The sequence below is a fragment of the Pseudomonas sp. genome, from assembly GCF_030150285.1.
GTDB lineage: Bacteria > Pseudomonadota > Gammaproteobacteria > Pseudomonadales > Pseudomonadaceae > Aquipseudomonas.
The window spans coordinates 27,058-44,482 of the sequence record NZ_JASLGE010000070.1 but is presented as its reverse complement, the minus strand read 5'-3'; the positions used below and the strand labels follow the sequence as shown (position 1 = coordinate 44,482).

The 17,425-nt window shown below is 57.0% G+C and carries 17 protein-coding genes; 9 read left to right on the top strand and 8 right to left on the bottom strand.

Features of this window, described 5'->3' with window-relative positions; genetic code table 11:
* Nucleotides 1-98 precede the first annotated feature (98 nt).
* The gene (locus Q1W15_RS15670) at nt 99-2,000 is read right to left on the bottom strand and encodes a potassium transporter Kup (RefSeq protein WP_300730097.1); all 1,902 of its coding nucleotides are present in this window, start codon (nt 1,998-2,000) and stop codon (nt 99-101) included.
* A 290-nt stretch (nt 2,001-2,290) separates the two neighbouring features.
* Here Q1W15_RS15670 and rimO point away from each other — a divergent pair, with 290 nt between their 5' ends.
* The 5 genes from rimO to tsaA all read left to right on the top strand — a co-directional run bounded on the left by rimO (nt 2,291) and on the right by tsaA (nt 6,322).
* Nucleotides 2,291-3,628: a 30S ribosomal protein S12 methylthiotransferase RimO gene (rimO, locus tag Q1W15_RS15665; RefSeq protein WP_300730096.1), complete on the top strand. Its 1,338-nt coding sequence runs from the start codon at nt 2,291-2,293 to the stop codon at nt 3,626-3,628.
* A 107-nt stretch (nt 3,629-3,735) separates the two neighbouring features.
* On the top strand, nt 3,736-4,191 hold the full coding sequence (locus tag Q1W15_RS15660; protein ID WP_300730095.1) for an acetyltransferase: 456 nt from the start codon (nt 3,736-3,738) through the stop codon (nt 4,189-4,191).
* A gap of 80 nt (nt 4,192-4,271) precedes the next feature.
* Nucleotides 4,272-4,982, top strand: coding sequence for an rRNA pseudouridine synthase (locus Q1W15_RS15655; protein ID WP_300730094.1), 711 nt, complete (start codon nt 4,272-4,274; stop codon nt 4,980-4,982).
* Nucleotides 4,983-5,057: 75 nt separating this feature from the next.
* Nucleotides 5,058-5,519, top strand: a complete 462-nt coding sequence (locus Q1W15_RS15650) for a DUF1456 family protein (protein WP_300730093.1) — start codon at nt 5,058-5,060, stop codon at nt 5,517-5,519.
* A gap of 104 nt (nt 5,520-5,623) precedes the next feature.
* Complete coding sequence (gene tsaA / locus Q1W15_RS15645) at nt 5,624-6,322, top strand: tRNA (N6-threonylcarbamoyladenosine(37)-N6)-methyltransferase TrmO (RefSeq protein WP_300730092.1); 699 nt, start codon at nt 5,624-5,626, stop codon at nt 6,320-6,322.
* Between the two features lie 65 nt (nt 6,323-6,387).
* Here the strand turns inward: tsaA and fpr are convergent, their stop codons facing one another.
* Nucleotides 6,388-7,167, bottom strand: coding sequence for a ferredoxin-NADP reductase (fpr, locus tag Q1W15_RS15640; RefSeq protein WP_007923929.1), 780 nt, complete (start codon nt 7,165-7,167; stop codon nt 6,388-6,390).
* A gap of 117 nt (nt 7,168-7,284) precedes the next feature.
* On the opposite strand from fpr, the gene Q1W15_RS15635 reads away from it, so the two are divergent.
* Nucleotides 7,285-8,211 carry a LysR family transcriptional regulator gene (locus tag Q1W15_RS15635; protein ID WP_300730091.1) on the top strand — a complete coding sequence of 309 codons (927 nt, stop codon included), beginning with the start codon at nt 7,285-7,287 and terminating at the stop codon, nt 8,209-8,211.
* Here Q1W15_RS15635 and Q1W15_RS15630 read toward each other — a convergent pair.
* From Q1W15_RS15630 to Q1W15_RS15620, 3 genes are all read right to left on the bottom strand, one after another.
* A complete protein-coding gene (locus Q1W15_RS15630; RefSeq protein ID WP_300730090.1) occupies nt 8,208-8,570 on the bottom strand; it encodes a diacylglycerol kinase in 363 nt (120 codons plus the stop codon). The two genes, Q1W15_RS15635 and Q1W15_RS15630, sit on opposite strands and share 4 nt — an antisense overlap.
* Before the next feature lie 139 nt (nt 8,571-8,709).
* Complete coding sequence (erdR, locus tag Q1W15_RS15625; RefSeq protein ID WP_300730089.1) at nt 8,710-9,360, bottom strand: response regulator transcription factor ErdR; 651 nt, start codon at nt 9,358-9,360, stop codon at nt 8,710-8,712.
* 252 nt (nt 9,361-9,612) lie between these two features.
* The gene (locus Q1W15_RS15620; protein ID WP_300730088.1) at nt 9,613-10,374 is read right to left on the bottom strand and encodes a tRNA-uridine aminocarboxypropyltransferase; all 762 of its coding nucleotides are present in this window, start codon (nt 10,372-10,374) and stop codon (nt 9,613-9,615) included.
* A gap of 219 nt (nt 10,375-10,593) precedes the next feature.
* Between Q1W15_RS15620 and Q1W15_RS15615 the strand changes: the two genes are divergently transcribed.
* Together Q1W15_RS15615 and Q1W15_RS15610 are read left to right on the top strand one after the other, a co-directional pair.
* Nucleotides 10,594-11,004, top strand: coding sequence for a PA3611 family quorum-sensing-regulated virulence factor (locus tag Q1W15_RS15615; RefSeq protein ID WP_300730087.1), 411 nt, complete (start codon nt 10,594-10,596; stop codon nt 11,002-11,004).
* Between the two features lie 188 nt (nt 11,005-11,192).
* Nucleotides 11,193-12,245: a TIGR00730 family Rossman fold protein gene (locus tag Q1W15_RS15610; RefSeq protein ID WP_300730086.1), complete on the top strand. Its 1,053-nt coding sequence runs from the start codon at nt 11,193-11,195 to the stop codon at nt 12,243-12,245.
* A 109-nt stretch (nt 12,246-12,354) separates the two neighbouring features.
* Here Q1W15_RS15610 and recX read toward each other — a convergent pair whose 3' ends face one another.
* The 3 genes from recX to Q1W15_RS15595 all read right to left on the bottom strand — a co-directional run bounded on the left by recX (nt 12,355) and on the right by Q1W15_RS15595 (nt 14,536).
* On the bottom strand, nt 12,355-12,822 hold the full coding sequence (gene recX / locus Q1W15_RS15605) for a recombination regulator RecX (RefSeq protein ID WP_300730085.1): 468 nt from the start codon (nt 12,820-12,822) through the stop codon (nt 12,355-12,357).
* Nucleotides 12,823-12,830: 8 nt separating this feature from the next.
* The gene (gene recA / locus Q1W15_RS15600; protein ID WP_300730084.1) at nt 12,831-13,952 is read right to left on the bottom strand and encodes a recombinase RecA; all 1,122 of its coding nucleotides are present in this window, start codon (nt 13,950-13,952) and stop codon (nt 12,831-12,833) included.
* 83 nt (nt 13,953-14,035) lie between these two features.
* The gene (locus tag Q1W15_RS15595) at nt 14,036-14,536 is read right to left on the bottom strand and encodes a CinA family protein (protein WP_300730083.1); all 501 of its coding nucleotides are present in this window, start codon (nt 14,534-14,536) and stop codon (nt 14,036-14,038) included.
* A 212-nt stretch (nt 14,537-14,748) separates the two neighbouring features.
* Here Q1W15_RS15595 and mutS point away from each other — a divergent pair, with 212 nt between their 5' ends.
* On the top strand, nt 14,749-17,328 hold the full coding sequence (gene mutS, locus Q1W15_RS15590) for a DNA mismatch repair protein MutS (protein WP_300730082.1): 2,580 nt from the start codon (nt 14,749-14,751) through the stop codon (nt 17,326-17,328).
* Nucleotides 17,329-17,425 lie beyond the last annotated feature (97 nt).

Genomic DNA, 17,425 nt, shown 5'->3' with positions numbered 1-17,425 from the left:
CTTGCTCGTGATCTATTGATCTTCAAAAGATCCCGAGCAAGCGAGCGGCGACCGGCTGCTCCCACAGGCCAGGCATGAACCGGGACTTTTATCAGGCGCTACATCTCAACCTGGGTACCCAGTTCGATTACCCGGTTCACCGGCAGCTTGAAGAACCGCAAATTGCCGTTGGCGTTTTTGAGCATGAACGCGAACAACCCTTCACGCCATCGAGCCATACCCACCAGGTTGGACGCAATAACCGTCTCACGGCTGAGAAAGTAGGTCGTGCGCATCGGGCTGAAGTCCAGCTCATCGAGATGGCACAACTTCAACGCTTCAGGTACATCCGGCTCGTCCATAAAACCGAAGTGCAGGATCACCCGGAAGAACCCCTCGCCATACGAGTCCACTTCAAAGCGTCGCTCGGCCGGCACCCGCGGGGAATCTTCGTTGACCACCGTGAGCAACACGACTTGCTCATGCAACACCTGGTTGTGCAGCAAGTTGTGCAACAAAGCGTGGGGCACAGCATCCGGGCGAGCCGTCAGAAAAACCGCCGTGCCTTGAACGCGATGCGGCGGCTGCACCCGAATACTGCTGATAAACAGGGGCAATGGCAGCGCGTTCTCGTCCAGCCGCTCAACCAGCAACTGCTTGCCTCGCCGCCACGTGGTCATCAACACAAACAGCACAATCCCCGCCAACACCGGGAAAGCGCCGCCCTGTACAACTTTCGGTACGTTGGCCGCAAAAAACAGGCCGTCGACCAGCAAAAAGCCCACTAGCACAGGCACCGCCAACAGCGGCGGCCACTTCCACAGCAGCAGCATGACCGCCGACACCAATATGCTAGTGATCAACATCGTGCCCGTTACGGCAACGCCATAAGCCGATGCCAACGCGCCAGAAGAGCCAAAACCCAACACCAGCAAAATGACGCCCACCATCAGCGACCAGTTCACTGCACCGATATAAATCTGCCCCTGCTCAGCACTGGAGGTATGTTGAATGTGCATGCGCGGTATGTAACCGAGCTGAATCGCCTGACGTGTCAGGGAGAACGCGCCTGAGATCACCGCCTGAGAGGCAATCACGGTGGCCAGTGTCGACAGCACAACCAGCGGAATCAGCGCCCAGTTGGGGGCCAGCAAGTAGAACGGGTTGCGCGCCGCAGCAGGGTTCTCCAACAGCAACGCACCCTGACCGAAATAGTTGAGTACCAGTGCAGGCAACACCAGGATGAACCAGGCACGGGCAATTGGCTTGCGCCCAAAATGCCCCATGTCCGCGTACAGCGCCTCGGCCCCCGTCAGCGCCAGCACGACGGCACCCAGAATGGCCACGCCCATGCCCGGGTGCGATACAAAGAAGCGTACCGCCCACACCGGGTTTAGCGCATTGAGTACTTCAGGGTGTTGCGCGATGCCATGAATGCCCAGCCCTGCCAGCACCACAAACCACACCACCATGACCGGCCCGAAAAGCTTGCCGATACTGGCGGTGCCATGCCGCTGGATCAAAAACAGCAACACCAGCACGACCAACGCCAGCGGCACAACCCAGTGATCCAATCCGTCAAAGGCCAGTTCAAGCCCCTCAACGGCGGACAATACCGAGATGGCCGGGGTGATCATGCTGTCACCGTAAAACAGCGACGCCCCGATCAAGCCCAGAATCACCAGCACCGAACGCAGCCGCGGGTAAGGTGACGCCGCCCGCCGCGCCAATGCCGTAAGGGCCATGATCCCGCCTTCGCCCTGGTTGTCGGCGCGCAGAATGAACAGCACGTACTTGATCGATACCACCCAAATCAGCGACCACAGAATCAGCGCCAAAATGCCAAACACGCCGTCATGGTTGACTTGAACCCCGTAACCGCCCGAAAACACCTCTTTAAGGGTGTACAGCGGGCTGGTCCCGATGTCCCCATACACCACACCAACCGCTGCCACCAGCATCCCGACAGGCTTTGCCGTTGAGTGACCATGTTCTGTTGCCTGACTGCTTGCCTGCCCCATCAACCACTCCTACGACTTGGGATCGTGTTTTACCCGCAAGCACTGCGCTTTATGCCGCAGCATGCGCTAAATGCCTGACTGTTATGAGTGAAATATCCTGCAACAAAAATACTACTTTCGCAGCGGCGCGCAGCATAGCGCAGCACTCGTCGTAAATCCCCGTATAACGCTGGTCAAGTGCGTTGACCATAGCTAAAATTGCGCACTTTTTTTCACTAGAGGCGCATCAAGCGTCCGTTCGTCGTGCAGCCTTTACGGGCATGTAACGTCACTACATACCGAGGTTCGCCATGTCCACCGTTACCACGCCAGCCAACCCCAAGGTCGGATTCGTCTCACTGGGGTGCCCGAAAGCACTCGTCGACTCCGAACGCATCCTTACGCAGTTGCGTATGGAAGGCTACGACGTCGTTTCCACCTACCAGGACGCTGACGTCGTGGTGGTCAACACCTGTGGCTTTATCGACAGTGCCAAGGCTGAATCGCTGGAAGTGATTGGCGAGGCCATCAAAGAAAACGGCAAGGTCATCGTGACCGGCTGCATGGGCGTTGAGGAAGGTAATATCCGCAACGTTCACCCTAGCGTGCTGGCCGTGACCGGCCCGCAGCAGTACGAGCAAGTGGTCAACGCAGTGCACCAGGTCGTACCGCCGCGCCAGGACCACAACCCGCTGATCGACCTGGTACCGCCACAAGGTATCAAGCTGACCCCACGCCACTATGCGTACCTGAAAATTTCCGAAGGCTGCAACCATAGCTGCAGCTTCTGCATCATCCCGTCGATGCGCGGCAAACTGGTCAGCCGCCCGGTTGGCGATGTGCTGGATGAAGCTCAACGCCTGGTCAAGGCCGGCGTGAAAGAGCTGTTGGTGATTTCCCAAGACACCAGCGCCTATGGCGTGGATGTGAAATACCGCACCGGTTTCTGGAACGGTGCGCCGGTCAAAACCCGTATGACCGAACTCTGCGAAGCCCTGAGCACGTTGGGTGTGTGGGTGCGCTTGCACTACGTCTACCCGTACCCGCACGTTGACGAACTGATTCCGCTGATGGCCGCCGGCAAAATCCTGCCGTACCTGGACATCCCGTTCCAGCACGCCAGCCCGAAAGTGCTGAAGGCCATGAAACGCCCGGCCTTTGAAGACAAAACCCTGGCACGCATCAAAAACTGGCGTGAGATCTGCCCTGACCTGATCATCCGCTCGACCTTTATTGTCGGCTTCCCGGGTGAAACTGAAGAGGACTTCCAGTACCTACTTGACTGGTTGACCGAAGCTCAATTGGATCGCGTCGGTTGCTTCCAGTACTCGCCGGTTGAAGGCGCACCTGCCAATCTGCTGGACGCGGCCATCGTACCGGACGACGTCAAGCAGGATCGCTGGGAGCGCTTTATGGCTCACCAACAAGCCATCAGCGCCGCACGCCTGCAAATGAAAATCGGCAAGGAAATCGAAGTGCTGATCGACGAGGTCGATGAACAGGGCGCAGTCGGTCGTTGTTTCTTCGACGCACCGGAAATCGACGGCAACGTCTTTATCGCTACCGATAAAGCTATCAAGCCGGGCGACAAGATCCTGTGCCGTGTGACCGATGCCGACGAGTATGACTTGTGGGCTGAAGCGCTCTAAGCGTTCAATAACACACGCTAAAAGCCCTGCCGCGCGTGCGCCAGGGCTTTTTTTGCAACTATCATTCAGGTCAACGCTTATAAAAAACGTGTCAGGAGACACATTTGATGCGACAGCACTGGACCATCACCACCCCGGCGGCGTCGGACTACGACAGCCTCACCCACATCTGGGAAGCCTCGGTTCGCGCGACCCATGACTTTTTAACCGACGCCTACATCTGTGAACTGCGCGACCTCGTCAAAAAACACTACCTGGATGCCGTAATGCTTTTTTGCGTTCGCGATCCTGCCAAGAAACGCATCGCAGGCTTTGCCGGTGTGGCGGCAAACAAAGTTGAGATGCTGTTTATCCACCCGGACTATCGTGGCAAAGGTGTCGGGAAATACCTGCTCAATCATGCCATCCATCACTTCAACGCATTGGAGCTGGATGTCAACGAGCAAAACCCGCAGGCCTTGGGGTTTTACTTGAAACAAGGCTTCGAACCAGTAGGGCGCAGTGAAACAGATGGCATGGGCAAGCCTTATCCCCTCTTACACTTGCGTTACAAGCACCCGTAGCCCGCCCAAGGCAAATGTTGCCGGACTTAACAGGTGCCAGGCGGGTACAATAACCGCCCCCTACTTTTACGGCTCCTGTCATGTCTGAACCGATACGTCTCTCCAAGCGCCTCATCGAACTCGTCGGCTGCTCCCGCCGTGAGGCCGAACTGTTTATTGAAGGTGGCTGGGTCACGGTAGATGGCGAAGTCATCGACGAACCGCAGTTCAAGGTCGACGCCCAAAAAGTCGAACTGGACCCGCATGCCAAGGCCACGCCACCCGAGCCCGTGACTATTTTGTTGAACGCGCCCGCGGGCCTCGACACGGACAGCGCCATGGCACTGATTGGCCCAGAGACCCTGAGCGAAGAACATCGCTACGGCAAACGACCGCTTAAAGGGCACTTCCTGCGCCTGACCGTTGGCAATGAGCTGCAAGCCAACGCCAGCGGCCTGCTGGTGTTCACCCAGGACTGGAAAATCGTGCGCAAGTTGACTGCCGATGCCAACAAAATCGAGCAGGAATATGTGGTTGAAGTCTCCGGCGAGATGGCCCCACACGGTTTGAACCGCCTTAACCACGGCATGACCTACAAAGGTCGCGAGTTGCCCGCCGTCAAGGCCAGCTGGCAGAGCGAAAATCGTCTGCGCTTTGCGATGAAGAATCCGCAGCCGGGCGTCATTGCACAATTTTGCCAGGCCGTCGGCTTGACCATCATTTCCATGCGCCGCATTCGTATTGGTGGCGTATCGATGGGCAAGTTGCCTGTCGGCCAGTGGCGCTATATGGCGACCACCGAAAAGTTCTAAACACCACCAGCCCCGAACATTTCGACACCGCAGCACTGCCTGCGATGCTCACTGCTGAATATCAGGATTGACCACATGATTCATAACGACGTACTGCGTAGCGTGCGCTACATGCTCGACATCAGTGACAACAAGGTTGTCGAAATCATCAAGATGGGCGGTTTGGACGTCACTAAAGAAGACGTGCTGACTTACCTGAAAAAAGACGAAGAAGACGGTTTTGTGCGCTGCCCGGACAACGTGATGGCTCACTTCCTGGACGGCCTGGTCGTGTTCAAACGCGGCAAGGACGACAGCCGTGCGCCCGTTCCGGTGGAATTGCCGGTTACAAACAACACCATTCTGAAAAAATTGCGCGTGGCCTTCGAACTCAAGGAAGACGACATGCACGCCATCCTAAAGGCAGCCGAGTTCCCAGTGTCCAAGCCTGAACTGAGCGCCTTGTTCCGCAAGTTCGGCCACACCAACTACCGCACCTGTGGCGACCAGTTGCTGCGTAACTTCCTCAAGGGGCTAACCCTGCGGGTTAGAGCCTAAAGCAGGGTTGAGCTGCAAGCTTAAGTCAAAAGCCTGAATCAACATATTTGCCGCTTTTAGCTTGCAGCTTAAAACTTGCAGCTTATAGCTGGGAGCCCGCGACCATGCCCTACACCGTTTCCCCTGTCGGCTTTGTGCGCTCCTGTTTCAAGGAGAAATTCGCCATTCCGCGCCAGCCGCAATTGGCACCCGCAGCCCGTGGCGTGCTGGAACTAGTTGCACCGTTCGATCAGGGCGATGCCGTGCAAGGCCTGGAACAGGTCAGCCATATCTGGTTGCTGTTTGTGTTTCATCAGACGCTGGAAGACAAGCCCCGCCTCAAGGTGCGACCACCGCGCCTGGGCGGAAACACGTCGATGGGGGTGTTCGCGACCCGTGCAACCCATCGCCCGAACGGTATAGGCCAATCGGTGGTCAAGCTGGACCGGGTAGAAGCCGGCCGCCTGTACATTTCCGGCATCGACCTGCTGGATGGCACCCCCGTGCTAGATATCAAGCCCTACGTACCCTATGCCGACATCATCGACACGGCCAGTAATTGCATGGCCAGCACGCCCCCCGAGCAGATACCCGTGCAATGGGCCGACACAGCGCTGCAGCAGGCACACACCCAGGCGCTGCGCCTTCAGGAACCGCTGGTGGAACTGATCGAGCAATGCCTGGCCCAAGACCCGCGTCCGGCCTATCAGACGCCCACCGCCGAGCGCCAGTACGGGGCTCGCTTCTGGGACCTGGATGTACGTTGGCACTACCCCGAGCCCGGCTTGATCCGCGTGCTAGAGGTCATCCCAACAGCGCAGTGATAGGGGCCAGAGCGCAAAAAGCCCGCGCCACCGTCCGGTAGCGCGGGCTCTTTGTTGAGCGAGGCTTACTTCTCGACGAAGGCACGCTCGATCAGATAGTCACCCGGCTCGCGCATACGCGGCGACACGGTCAAACCGAAGCTGTTCAACACTTCGCTGGTTTCGTCGAGCATGCTCGGGCTGCCGCACAGCATGGCGCGGTCGTCCTGCGGGTTGATCGGGGGCAGACCGATATCGCTGAACAGCTTGCCGCTGCGCATCAGATCAGTCAGGCGGCCTTCGTTCTCGAAAGGCTCACGGGTCACGGTGGGGTAGTAGATCAGTTTTTCACGCAGCGCTTCGCCGAAGAACTCGTTCTGCGGCAGGTGCTCCGTGATGAACTCGCGGTACGCCACTTCATTGACGTAACGCACGCCGTGGCACAGGATCACTTTTTCGAAACGCTCGTAGGTTTCCGGGTCCTGGATGACGCTCATGAAAGGGGCCAAGCCCGTACCGGTGCTGAGCAGGTACAGATGTTTACCCGGCTTCAAGTCGTCCAGCACCAGCGTACCCGTAGGCTTTTTACTGATGATGATCTCGTCGCCTTCCTTCAAGTGCTGCAACTGGGAGGTCAGCGGGCCATCCGGCACCTTGATGCTGAAGAACTCCAGATGCTCTTCCCAGTTCGGGCTGGCGATCGAGTAGGCACGCATAAGCGGACGGCCGTTGGGTTGTTGCAGGCCGATCATCACGAACTGACCGTTCTCAAAGCGCAGGCCCGGGTCGCGGGTGCACTTGAAGCTGAACAGGGTGTCGTTCCAGTGGTGAACACTGAGGACACGTTCGTGGTTCATGTTGCTCATGTACGGGGCTCCTGATTTCGCGTGCGCTGACGATGAGCGCGATTGCATAACATTCTAATGGCGACGACAATATCTGTTAACTGAATTATCAAGATAAGGGTTATCGGTTATATCGATATGCGATTTACTCTCAGACAACTGCAAGTGTTCGTTACCGTCGCCCAACAAGAGAGCGTGTCTCGCGCTGCTGGCTTGTTGGCCCTTTCGCAGTCGGCCGCCAGCACGTCCATTACTGAACTGGAGCGCCAGACCAGTTGCCAACTGTTTGACCGCGCCGGCAAACGCTTAAGCCTCAACGCCCTCGGCCGACAACTGTTACCCCAGGCGGTGGCACTGCTGGACCAGGCCAAGGAAATAGAAGACCTGCTCAATGGCAAATCCGGTTTCGGCTCGCTGACCGTGGGCGCAACCCTCACCATTGGCAACTACCTGGCCACCTTATTGATCGGTAGTTTTATGCAGGCCCACCCTGAAAGCCAGGTCAAACTGATTGTTCAGAACACCGCCCATATCGTGCAACAAGTCGCGCATTATGAAATTGATCTGGGTCTGATCGAAGGCGACTGTAGCCACCCGGATATCGAAGTCCAGAGCTGGGTCGAGGATGAATTGGTGGTGTTTTGCGCGCCTCAGCACCCGCTGGCGACGCGCGGTCACGCCACCCTTCATGAACTGACCCGCGAAGCCTGGATTCTGCGTGAGCAGGGATCGGGCACCCGCCTGACTTTTGACCAAGCCATGCGCCATCACCAAAGCGCGCTCAATATCCGTCTTGAACTGGAACACACAGAGGCGATCAAGCGTGCGGTGGAGTCGGGCCTGGGCATCGGTTGTATCTCACGCCTGGCACTGCGTGACGCCTTCAGGCGTGGCAGCCTGGTGGCCGTCGAAACCCCGGAGCTGGATCTTTCCCGGCAGTTCTACTTTATCTGGCACAAAAAGAAGTACCAAACGTCAGCCATGCGTGAGTTCCTGGAGTTGTGCCGCGCCTTCACCGCCGGGGTTCAGCGCAGCGACGAGATCGTATTGCCCGCCATTGCCTAAAGCAAAATGACAGCCCAGACAACAGCAATCAGGGTCAGTACCACAAACTGAGCGGCGCTCCCCATGTCCTTGGCATTCTTCGACAGGGGGTGCAGGTCCAGGGAAATTCGGTCGATGGCCGCTTCAATGGCCGAGTTGAGCAATTCAACAATCAGGGCCAATAAGCACACGGCGATCAGCACAGCACGCTCTACCCGGCTGACATTCAAAATAAATGTCAGCGGGATCAATACAACATTGAGCAGCACCAATTGCCGAAAGGCAGCCTCGCCCGTAAAGGCAGCACGTAAACCGTCCAGCGAATAACCGCCAGCATTCAAAATCCGCTTAAACCCGGTTTTACCTTTAAAAGGAGACATAGATAGGCAACTGCACAAGAAATGGGAGGGGAGCGCCAGGTTCTGTAGGAAATGCGTCTGCGCGCGGTGCGGCTGCGCTGAAGGCATTTCGTACAAAAACCAGTTCACGTTTCATCAAAAAAGCGTGAAGCGCAAACGTTTAGTGGTTAGAGATGGACTCAAGCTGCTGCAATAGTAGCGCGGCCTGGGTGCGGGTACGAACCCCCAGTTTGCGGAAAATGGCCGTCACGTGTGCTTTGATCGTCGCTTCAGACACACTCAACTCATAGGCAATCTGCTTGTTCAACAGCCCCTCACACACCATCGTCAACACGCGAAACTGCTGTGGCGTGAGGCTTGCCAGCCCTTCGCTGGCTGCTTTGGCCTCAGCCGACACCTGGACTTCTTCAAACGCTTGCGGCGGCCAGGACACATCGCCGTCCAGCACGGCGCGCACGGCTTTTTGAATTTGATCCAGTGAGCTGGATTTAGGAATAAAGCCACTGGCACCGAACTCTCGCGAACGCACCATCACCGAGGCTTCTTCCTGAGCAGAGACCATCACGACCGGAATTTGCGGGTACTGCCCACGCAGCAGCACAAGCCCGGAGAACCCGTAAGCCCCTGGCATGTTCAAGTCGAGCAGAACCAGATCCCAATCAGCCTTGTCTGCCAGCTGTTTTTCCAGCTCGGCAATGCTGGCGACTTCAACCAGACGCACATCTGAACCCAGTCCCAGGGTCACGGCCTGGTGCAAAGCACTGCGAAACAGAGGATGGTCGTCGGCTATCAGGATTTCGTAGGTGGCCATGTTTCAAATGATCCTGTTTCAGGCGAGCGCTGATCATGGCCAGTGCTCGCTATGCATCTTGAACAACCGTTGATAAACAGCTGTTCAAGGGCGCGATTTACGCCAAACGTCGGCAAATATAAGCGTCTGAGCCGCTACTGCAACCGAATCGGCTGCCAAGCATGCCCAGCGAACCCAGGGTGGTCAAGAATTTACCTGACACGGGCACCGAGCACGCGCTTACGGCATGGACAAAATTGTAGCGCTACTTCTTTAGTCTATTGAGCACAATTGCGGCGAAGGTCTTTTACAGAAAACGCTCAACTCCCGATGGGCTGCGCTGTTCTCATTGATCGGTAACTGGTTCTTGGCATCCAGGTAGTGCTGGCTGAACACATCGAAGTAAGCATCCAGTGCGCGGGAAGCCAGGGTATCGCCCGCCAGGTCCAGGCACAGGCTCGCGACTTCCGCCGTGCACAAGTGCTCATTGCGAGTCGATCGGCGCAAGCGGTAACGCGAAAGTTTCTCCGGTAACAGGCTGAGAATGGGCAGCGCATCGAAGTAAGGGCTTTTGCGGAAAATTTTACGGGCTTCGGTCCAGGTCGCGTCCAACAAAATGAACAGCGGTCGCTTGCGGGTATCGATCTCAACGGTGTGCGTTACGCGCTCAGGCGCGACATATTCACCAGGAAACACCAGATAAGGCTGCCACTGCGGATCAGCCAACAACGCCAGTAAAGCCTGGTCGGTTTCGGTGCGTGACCAGATAAAGGCAAAATTATCGCTCACCACGTCAGCGATCAGCCAACCGGTATTGCTGGGCTTGAACACTTCTTTCTTGGTCATGATCAAGCACACACCCGCGCGGGTCGCCACGTGCGGTCGCCAGTTGCACAGGCAATGACTCTCGATCACGCGACAGGTATGACAGCGTGGCGCACGTGAACCACGGGCCAAATAGGGCTTGGTACTCTCCTCTTCACGCTCGTCTCGCAATCGGGCTACGGCATTAGGGGAAAACGTTGTCATGGTCATGGGTATGTACTTAAGGCACCGACCGCCCATTTACCGTGTACTGGCAAAAAAACGGATAAAAATCAGGAAGCCGCGAAGTCTAACAGAGGCAAGGCACCAGCACGCGAGCCCATCACCTTTGGCATTTCATGCCTGATGATGCTGACCTATACTCTCGCGCCACTGAACACATAGATACGTGGCGGGTCAAAACCTGCGTCACTGAATCAGGAGAGTTTCATGTTGCGCACCATTATTCCGGCCCTCGCGCTTGTTTTCGCCTTACCCTTGAGCGCGCAAGCAGCCTCTCTCAAAGACTTTGAGCTGAACAAAACCCTGTTAAAGGTCGCAGAGAAAAGCAATGACGGCACACCAAGGGCTATTAATCCCGACTTGCTGGATAAAGGCTTCACGGTTGACGGTACCGTTCTGATCAATAACCTGGAAACCAGCCCGACTTTAGCCGCCCAAATGCGCTCCAACCCTGAGGAGACCGTGCAGAAACTGGGTAAGAGCGTGTGCAGCAACGACGGTTTCCGCACGCTGATGCAGCAAGGTGCCACGCTGCGCTACAGCTTCAGGGAGTACAAGGTGAACACATCGGTACTGGTGCAGGACTTTCAGGCCAGTAACTGCCAGCGTAAAAAGTAATCCCCCCTTCCCCCTGCAAACGCCGTTGCTCACAGCGGCGTTTGCACGCGCTCAACGCCCATCACTGCCTCACTGAATCTTCATCGGCATCAGGCAATTAGCTATTGCCAGCAAAGACCTCGCCAGACCATCATCGAACGATCATGTCTAACATTCAGCGCCTGGACGTTGTACAGAAGGAGAAGTACATGCCTGACCCATCCAATGAAACCCTGGCTCTTTATTTTGAGAACCAAGGCCTGGATTTTGTTCAGCGGGTTGATGAGTTACTGCAAGAAGCAGCGCCAAACAGCCCGAACCGTGCACTCTACCGAGAAATGTTACTGACCACCTTGCGCATGGCCCACGATGACTTTGATCGCTGGAATGCCAAAATCACGCTGCAAGCCATCCGTGAATTCGAAAAAACCTTCAGAACACTTGAGACCTTTAAAGGCCGGCGCAAAGTGACCGTATTCGGCTCCGCACGCACGCCCGTCGAACACCCGCTCTATGCGCTGGCCCGCGAGGTCGGTGCAACCCTGGCAAAAGCAGACATGATGGTGATTACCGGAGGCGGAGCCGGCATTATGGCCGCGGCCCACGAAGGTGCCGGGCTTGACCACAGCCTGGGTTTCAACATCACCCTGCCGTTCGAACAGCGCGCCAACCCAACCATCCACGACAGCGATCACCTGCTGGCTTTTCATTTTTTCTTCACCCGCAAGCTGTTCTTCATCAAGGAGGCTGAAGCGCTGGTGATGTGCCCCGGCGGTTTTGGCACGCTGGATGAAGTCCTGGAAGTCCTGACACTGATTCAAACCGGAAAAACACCGCTGGTACCGGTGGTGCTGCTGGACATGCCGGGGGGGACGTTCTGGAACAGTGCGCTGGACTTTATTCATGCGCAGTTGGAAGCCAACCAATACATTCTTCCCAATGACCTCAAGCTGGTACGTTTGGTACACAGCGCTGAAGAGGCAGTGGCGCACATCACCCAGTTTTACAGTAACTTCCACTCGACTCGTTGGCTGAACAAAACCTTCGTGCTACGCATGAAACGCCCAGTCAACCCGTCGGCGCTGGTTCATATTCAACAGGCATTTGCAGATATCTGTTTGAAGGACGGTTTTCATCAACAGCAAGACGATGAACCGGGCCTCAGCCACCTTAGCCGTCTGAGCTTTACGTTCAGCGGTAGAAATCAAGGCCGATTGCGCGAGCTGATCGACTTTATCAACCTGCCGCAACATTGGGATTGAGAGTCGGGCGCATTTCGTAGCGTGGCCCACAGGCACCGCTACGAAATCTGGCAAGAACTGCCGGGTTGCACACGCCTGAACAGGCCTGTGCAGAAGAACGGTTACACCGTCAGTCGTCAAACTCTCGGCCGCTTAACAGGCGGCCAATCATTTCAAGCGAATACCCTCTATGCGCCAGGAAGCGCCCTTGGCGGGCACGCTCCTTCACATCGTGGGGTAACTGCCCGGAATACTTGCGCCGCCAGGTTTCTTCCAGTCGTTCTTGCCAGTTAAAACCGCACTCACGCAACGCTTGCTCGACATCCCCACGCGGTAAGCCCCGCTGGTTCAGCTCTTCGCGAATACGCAAAGGGCCGTACCCGGAGCCTGCCCGGTAAGCGATGTAACTCTCAAGGTAACGCGACTCTGATAACAAGCCCTCTTCCGTCAAACGGTCCAGAGCCGTATCAATCATCTCAGGGCAGGCACCGCGCTGACGCAGCTTGCGCGCCAGCTCGACTCGACCGTGCTCGCGCCGCGCAAGCAGGTCCATTGCCGTTCGTCGTACCGAGACGAGGTCTTCCAAAACGACTGTCATAAGGGCTGTCAGTTATCGTTTTCAGCACCTGAGCCGGCGTTTTCGAGCGCCATTTCTGCAGCTTCGGCTTCATCGGCAGCGGCTTTGGCTGCCTTGCTCAGTTTTGGCATAACCTTCAATTCTGCCAACTCGCTATCAGTCTTTGGCCCCAACAGTTTGGCGCGCAGTTGTTTTTCGAGAGCGTCTTTGATTTCAGGGTTATCGTCCAGGAACTTGGCAGAGTTCGCCTTGCCCTGACCAATTTTGTTGCCGTTATAGCTGTACCACGCGCCTGCTTTCTCGACGAAACCATGCAGCACACCCAAATCGATCATCTCACCGTTCAGGTAGATACCCTTGCCGTAAAGAATCTGGAACTCGGCCTGACGGAATGGCGGGGCCATTTTGTTCTTGACCACTTTGACGCGGGTTTCGCTGCCGACAATCACATCGCCTTCTTTCACTGCACCCGTGCGGCGGATGTCCAGACGTACAGATGAGTAGAACTTCAGCGCGTTACCCCCGGTGGTGGTCTCCGGGCTACCGAACATTACGCCGATTTTCATGCGGATCTGGTTAATGAAGATCACCAGGCAGTTGGCGTTCTTGATGTTACCGGTGATTTTACGCAGCGCTTGGGACATCAGACGGGCTTGCAAGCCAACGTGCATATCACCCATGTCGCCTTCGATTTCAGCTTTAGGTGTCAGTGCCGCTACGGAGTCGATAATGATCACGTCAACCGCATTGGAGCGCACCAGCATGTCGGTAATTTCGAGCGCCTGCTCGCCGGTGTCAGGCTGGGAAACCAGCAAGTCATCGACGTTCACACCCAGCTTGGCCGCATATTCAGGGTCAAGGGCGTGTTCGGCGTCGACGAAAGCACAGGTTGCACCGGCTTTTTGCGCCTGGGCAATCACGGACAGGGTCAGCGTGGTTTTACCTGACGATTCCGGACCGTAAATTTCAACAATACGACCCTTTGGCAGACCGCCAATGCCCAGCGCAATGTCCAGGCCGAGGGAACCAGTAGAGATCGCCGGTACTTCCTGACGCTCTTGCTCGCCCATCAGCATCACGGCACCCTTGCCGAATTGACGTTCGATCTGACCCAAGGCCGCAGCCAAGGCTTTCTTCTTGTTGTCGTCCATTAAAGTCCTCTCGTAATCAATATGGCCGGTCGGCCGATAACTGTATAAGTAGACAGTATTATTCCACAGGGTTAAAGGATCGCCTACCCCTGATTTTTTATTTCGCCTACCGTTCGGCGTATTAGCCCCTCCAAAGCAGCTTTCACCGTTTGCAAGCGCACCTCATCACGATCACCGGGGAAGTGCCGGCACTCGGCGGTGACCACGTCACCCACGCCCCACGCCAACCAGACGGTGCCTACCGGTTTGTCCACCGACCCGCCTCCCGGCCCGGCGACACCACTGACTGCAACGGCGAATCGCGCGTCACTTTGCACCTGCGCACCGCGCACCATGGCCTCAACCACTTCACGGCTGACCGCACCGACCTGGGCAAACAATGGCTCTGGAACCCCCAGTTGTCGCGTTTTCTGCCGGTTCGAATACGTGACAAAGCCGGCTTCAAACCAGGCAGAACTGCCGGGCGTTCGGGTGATGGCCTGTGCAATCCCCCCACCGGTGCAGGATTCGGCAGTGGTCACTTGAGCGTTAAGCGCCTGTAACTGCTGCCCGAGCTCAGCCGCGAGTTGAGAGAGTGAATCCATGATCGTCTCCTGACAGATAGTGACCTTGATCTGCACGCCGGTTCATCGCGGGCAGATTCTGTTTCTTCTATATAGAGCGCCCCGCGATTGCAGACGGATTCGCGCCTGTAGATGCAGGGGACTGGCATGTTAACCTTGAGTACATTGCGAAAAGCCAGCGCCTTGCGCCACTTTTTACCCCTCTTTTCAAACGAACCCGCCTAAGCCCCCTCATGAGTAAAAATACCAGCGACCTGTCCTCCCACACGCCAATGATGCAGCAGTACTGGCGTTTGAAAAACCAGCACCCTGATCAGTTGATGTTTTACCGCATGGGCGACTTCTACGAGATTTTCTACGAAGACGCGAAGAAAGCCGCCAAGCTGCTGGATATCACCCTTACGGCGCGTGGGCAATCTGCCGGCCAGGCCATCCCGATGTGCGGGATTCCTTACCATGCGGCGGAAGGTTACCTGGCCAAGCTGGTCAAGCTGGGCGAGTCCGTGGTGATTTGCGAACAGGTCGGTGACCCTGCTACCAGTAAAGGTCCGGTGGATCGTCAGGTCGTGCGGATCATTACGCCGGGTACGGTCAGCGATGAAGCGCTGCTGGATGAACGCCGCGATAATCTGATCGCCGCAGTGCTGGGCGATGAGCGTTTGTTTGGCCTTGCCGTACTGGACATCACCAGTGGCAACTTCTCGGTGCTGGAGATCAAGGGCTGGGAGAACCTGCTGGCGGAGCTGGAGCGGATCAACCCGGTAGAACTGATGATCCCGGACGACTGGCCACAAGGGCTGCCAGCCGAAAAGCGCCGGGGCGTGCGGCGGCGTGCACCGTGGGACTTTGAGCGCGATTCGGCGCTGAAAAGCCTGTGCCAGCAATTCTCCACCCAGGATCTTAAAGGTTTCGGCTGCGAGAACCTGACACTGGCCATCGGTGCCGCCGGGTGTTTGCTCAGCTACGCCAAGGAAACCCAGCGCACCGCCCTGCCCCACTTGCGCAGCCTGCGCCATGAACGCCTGGACGATACCGTCGTGCTGGATGGGGCCAGCCGTCGCAATCTGGAGCTGGACACTAACCTGGCCGGTGGCCGCGACAACACGCTGCAATCGGTGGTTGACCGCTGCCAGACGTCAATGGGCAGTCGCCTGCTGACGCGCTGGCTGAACCGGCCACTTAGGGATTTGACTGTTCTGCTGGCGCGCCAGTCGTCCATTACCTGCCTGCTGGACGGTTATCGCTTCGAAAAACTGCAACCGCAGCTCAAGGAAATCGGTGACCTGGAACGTATTCTGGCCCGTATCGGTTTGCGCAATGCCCGCCCACGCGACCTGGCACGACTGCGTGATGCCTTGAGCGCCCTGCCTGAGCTGCAAGATGCGATGCTCGGCCTTGAGGCACCGCACCTGCAACACCTGGCAACGGTCACCCGCACCTACCCGGAACTGGCAGCGCTGCTGGACAAAGCCATTATCGATAACCCGCCTGCGGTGATTCGCGATGGCGGTGTGTTGAAGACCGGTTATGACGCCGAACTGGATGAGCTGCAGTCCCTGAGCGAAAACGCCGGGCAGTTTCTGATTGATCTTGAGGCCCGCGAAAAGGCCCGCACCGGCCTGGCCAACCTGAAGGTCGGCTACAACCGTGTTCATGGCTACTTCATCGAGTTGCCCAGCAAACAGGCTGAACAGGCTCCCGCCGATTACATCCGCCGCCAGACACTTAAAGGTGCGGAGCGCTTTATCACGCCCGAGCTCAAAGCCTTTGAAGACAAAGCCCTGTCAGCGAAAAGCCGGGCGCTGGCCCGCGAGAAAATGCTGTACGAAGCCTTGCTTGAAACCCTGATCGGGGAGTTGCCACCGCTACAAGACACGGCAGCGGCACTGGCCGAGCTGGATGTACTGAGCAACCTGGCCGAACGCGCCTTGAACCTTGACTTGAACTGCCCGCGCTTTGTCACTGAGCCGTGCATGCGCATCAGCCAAGGTCGCCACCCGGTGGTCGAGCAAGTGCTGACAACGCCGTTTGTCGCCAACGACCTGGCGCTGGATGACAACACTCGCATGTTGGTAATCACCGGCCCGAACATGGGCGGTAAATCCACTTACATGCGCCAGACCGCACTCATTGTATTGCTCGCGCATATCGGTAGCTTTGTGCCCGCCGCCAGCTGTGAACTGTCGCTGGTGGACCGGATTTTCACCCGGATCGGCTCCAGCGATGACCTGGCCGGCGGGCGGTCAACCTTCATGGTCGAAATGAGCGAAACCGCGAACATTCTGCATAACGCCACTGACCGCAGCCTGGTGCTGATGGATGAAGTGGGGCGCGGTACCAGCACGTTCGATGGTTTGTCGCTGGCATGGGCTGCTGCCGAGCGGCTCGCCCAATTGCGTGCCTACACCCTGTTCGCCACGCATTACTTTGAACTCACGGTGCTGCCCGAGAACGAACCGCTGGTGGCCAACGTGCACTTGAGCGCGACTGAACACAACGAACGCATCGTGTTTCTGCACCACGTCTTACCCGGCCCGGCGAGCCAAAGCTATGGCTTGGCAGTCGCGCAATTGGCAGGGGTTCCAAGCAATGTCATTACTCGTGCCCGCGAACACTTGAGCCGTCTTGAAACCACAAGCCTGCCCCATGAAGCGCCGCGCGCGGCCCCCGGAAAAAAGGCACCGCCGCAGCAGAGCGATCTGTTTGCCAGCTTGCCGCACCCGGTTCTGGATGACCTGTCCAAGCTCGATCTGGACAACATGACGCCACGTAAAGCACTTGATTTGCTCTACACATTAAAGACACGCCTTTAAAAGCTGCTAGAATCGCGCGCGGTTCGGGATGCTACTGGCCTTTTAGCCTGATCAGTAGATATCACTCCCGAACCCGGCGAACCTGAACTGGAAGGAT